The organism is Escherichia sp. KCJ4928 (genome assembly GCF_004352695.1).
Classification (GTDB): domain Bacteria; phylum Pseudomonadota; class Gammaproteobacteria; order Enterobacterales; family Enterobacteriaceae; genus ECMA0423.
Map to the genome: position 1 here is coordinate 1 of NZ_SJWV01000265.1, position 3,913 is coordinate 3,913.

A 3,913-nucleotide genomic window follows, 5' to 3' on the forward strand; every position below is an offset into this window, starting at 1 on the left:
AGGCAGTCCGCTGCATAAATCTACGCAACAGGTTAGAACCCAAGGCCCGATACGGCATGCGGACTGCAGGCAGAGAAAACTGGCCGATTTTCTCTGCACTGGAGGGATAATACAAGGCCTGATAAGCATAGCGCATCAGGCAGTTTTACGTTTGCATAACCTCAGCGCCCGTTTCCGGGCGCTATTCACTTCTTATGCCTGAATAGCTGGCTGATCAAACGCCGTTAACTTCGGCGCATTGCCCGTATATTTTTCGATATACACCAGCGCAGAGTTACCGGCACAGGCATTTGCCAGCTGCGAGCTGGGGATATCCGCCGTTAACACGTTCGCACTGCCGTTTTTACACAAGCCATTTTCCAGATCTGGCCATGCACCTTCATGCACGCATACCACGCCTTTTTTGATCCCGTCAGTCACCACCGCGCCTGTCAGAATCTGACCACGTTTGTTCCACACACGCACCAGATCACCATTCGCAATACCAAAGCGAGCAGCATCTTCGGTGTGAATAGTGATTGGTTCACGATCTGCAACCGCATATTTTTTACGCAGTTCCGCATAGTTAAGCTGACTATGTAAACGGTGTGCCGGATGTGCGGTCAGAAGCTGCAACTGCTTCTCGTCGGCGGTACCCTTCCACTCATCAGGCGCAAGCCAGGTTGGGTGTGCCGGGCAATCCTTATAGCCAAATTTTTCCAGCGTTTTGGAGTAAATCTCAATTTTGCCGCTTGGCGTACCCAGCGCATTTTTCACCGGATCGGCGCGGAAATCAGCATAACGAACGTACTGTTCGTTCTTCTCGCTGCGGCGCATTTCGATCAGTTTATTTTGCTGCCAGAAGGCATTAAACATCGGCATAGTCACGCGTTGCGCACGAGCACCTTTCTGAGCGGCATCATAGAAAAATTTCAGCCACGCCATTTCATCTTTACCTTCGGTATAGATCTCTTTTCCGCCAGGTTTCAGTAATTCAGCAAGATCGGCAAATACGTCAAAATCGTTACGCGCTTCAAATTGCGGAGCAACAGCCTGCTTCATCGGCACAATATGCTGGTTGCTGTAATCACCGGTCATCGTCAAGTCATTGCGCTCAAACGATGTGGTGATCGGTAATACGATATCTGCATGTTTAGCAGCTGCGGTCCAGTAGCATTCAGAAACGACGATCATCTCCGGTTTCTGCCATGCTTTGATCAGACGATTAGTATCCTGGTGATGGGTAAAGTTACCGCCACCCGCCCACCAGATCATTTTGATATTCGGATACGTTTGTTCTTTACCGTTATGCTGATATTTGCCACCAGGATTTTCCAGCGCATCGACGATACGGGCAACAGGAATCGCCGTCATTCCGCCATCATCAGCGGCCTCGCTGGCCTGTCCGGCAATCGCCGCAGACATTTCCGGCAGCACGCCGCCAACACGCGTCGGATTGCCACCGTTGGAGTAATGATAAGAGAAACCAAAACCGCCGCCCGGTGTACCAATCTGCCCTAACATCGCCGCCAGCGTCACCAGCATCCAGTGTTTCTGTTCACCATATTGCTGGCGCTGAATTCCCCAGCCAGCCATCAGCATTGTGCGATTCGCCGCCATCAGTTCAGCGAGTTTGACTATCTGCGCTTCCGGTACGCCAGTAATTTCCGCCGCCCAGGCCGCGCTCTTCGGAGTATTATCGCTCTTACCTGTCAGATACTCTTCAAACTGCGGATACCCGGTGGTGTATTTTTCAAGGAACACTTTATCGTGTTTACCTTGTGTCATCAGGGTATGCGCAATCCCTAACATCAGTGCCACGTCGGTGCCCATATTCGGCGCGATCCAGGTGGCATTATCACCAAAGAACTCGATGGTTTCGGAGCGGATAGGATCAATGGCAATCACTGGTTTGCCAGATTTTTTCAGCTGATGGAAGTATTCCAGCCCTTGCTCATCGGTACTGCTCCAGGCAATTTTTAAGGTATTCAGCGGGTTCATCCCCCACAGCACCACAGCCTGGCTGTTTTCCAGAATCAGCGGCCAGGAGGTCTGCTGTTCATACACCTCTACAGAACCGACCACATGCGGCATGATCACCTGTGCTGCCCCGGTTGAATAATCGCCGCTATGCCCGGAATAACCGCCCGCCAGGTTCATATAACGTTGCAGTAAGGTTTGCGCTTTATGCAACACGCCAGAAGAGCGCCAGCCGTATGATCCGGCAAAAATAGCCGATGGTCCGTTAGCTTTGCGAATGCGATCGTGTTGCTCATGAATCAGTTTTAATGCTTGCTCCCAGCTCACCTGTACATAAGTATCTTCGCCACGACCTTTCGCCGGTTGCAGTGGATTATCGAGATAGCTTTTTCTTACCATCGGATGCTGAATACGTGCCGTGGTGTGTACCTGATCCGCCGCCGTAGACTGTAAGGAGTTCGGTATGGTTTTCGCCAGCGCGCCTGTCGAAGAAACAATCTTGCCGTCCTTCACTTCTACGCTCATCGCTCCCCAACGGCCCGCGGTGAGGATTTTACCGCCCTTCTCTTCTGCCCATGCGGGTAGCGGTGCTGCCGATGTCACCACCAGCGCCCCAGCGGCAATACCGCTGTGTTTAATAAATTCACGTCTTGTTAATGTCATAACTTCCTCCCTGATCAACGAGGATCACTGTTTCTCGGTAATATCTTTGGCGTTGTACTGGAAGTACCGCGTCAAAATGTCCAGTTCGTTTTCGCTCATGCTGGTTCGCGCACCCATTCCTTTGGCAATGGACGGCCATGCATTGACGGTGTAATGGTCAGCGGCAATAGGCGCATGGCAACCAGCGCAATAGGTATCGTCAAGTTTTTCAGCGTATTGCCATAGCGGTTTACGGTCCGCTAATGCGGGATCGGTAAGCGCACCCTGTAAAGACGCCTGACGCCATTGATTGCCGTATTCGTCAGCCTGCCATTCCCCGTTTACCGTGAGCGCCTTGATACCTTCTTCACTTAATGTGGCTAGCGCCAGCCGTTGACCTGCCGCCAGGTAGAGCGTGTTTTCACTGCCCTGCATTTGATAACCCTGCAACAGAACGATCGGCTGTTTGCCACTGGCATCAACGACGGTGAGATCGGCACCAGGATTCACGGTAGCCAGCTCGCCTATGCGAGAAGTTTTGAAAGGATAAATATGTGCGCCATTAGTCACTGAAGTAGCGGCCTGACTTTCCAGCTCATGCGCCGCGTTGTCATCCATTTTTATTTCTGGCGGAAAATGGGCAATGCCTTTATGACAATCGATACAGGTTTCGCCGCCCTTTTGTGCTTTGTTATGCATTTTCTGCGCAGATTCACTTTGCGAGGCAATATCCATGGCATCAAAAGAATGGCAACTACGGCACGTTGCAGAGTCAGTTGCTTTTAATTCTTTCCATACTGTTTCGGCCATTTCCTGGCGATGAGTTTCGAACTTATCGTCACTGTCTATTTTGCCGCTAACAAATTCATGATAAATATCTTTAGATGCTTTTAATTTAGCAAATAAATAATCCATCCCTGACTTTGGAATATGGCAATCGGCACATTCCGCACGTATCCCTTTCTGGTTCGAAAAGTGGACAGTTCCCTGATATTCCTCAAAAGGTTTACTCATCGAGTGGCAGGAAAGGCAAAATGCTGTATCCGACGTTTTATGTAAGGCTTTTTGCGCCAGCAATAACCCGCCGCCACCAACCACAACCGCTATCAGCAAAAACAATAACCCAATGCGTTTTTTCCCTCGCATAGATTCCTCTAAATAAATTCCAGAACACCGAAATCATTGTATAATTAAATACACAACGAATTAACCACTTGCATAACTCGGCACAACACTGCCTGAAATAATCGATAAAGAATATGATTTATTACAATGTAATCATTAATTGCTAAGGAATAACCCAGTTGCTATT

At 49.7% G+C, this 3,913-nt stretch carries 2 protein-coding genes; both read right to left on the reverse strand.

What is annotated here, in order from left to right; translation table 11 throughout:
* Positions 1–192 precede the first annotated feature (192 nt).
* Positions 193–2,622: a trimethylamine N-oxide reductase TorZ gene (gene torZ, locus E0D98_RS22020; RefSeq protein ID WP_000176849.1), complete on the reverse strand. Its 2,430-nt coding sequence runs from the start codon at positions 2,620–2,622 to the stop codon at positions 193–195.
* A 24-nt stretch (positions 2,623–2,646) separates the two neighbouring features.
* A complete protein-coding gene (locus E0D98_RS22025) occupies positions 2,647–3,747 on the reverse strand; it encodes a NapC/NirT family cytochrome c (RefSeq protein WP_001214298.1) in 1,101 nt (366 codons plus the stop codon).
* Between the last annotated feature and the right edge of the window lie 166 nt (positions 3,748–3,913).

Bases quoted from the DNA above. Each gene is read 5' to 3' on its own strand.
- torZ (WP_000176849.1), bottom strand. From the start codon at position 2,622: ATGACATTAACAAGACGTGAATTTATTAAACACAGCGGTATTGCCGCT.
- E0D98_RS22025 (WP_001214298.1), bottom strand. From the start codon at position 3,747: ATGCGAGGGAAAAAACGCATTGGGTTATTGTTTTTGCTGATAGCGGTT.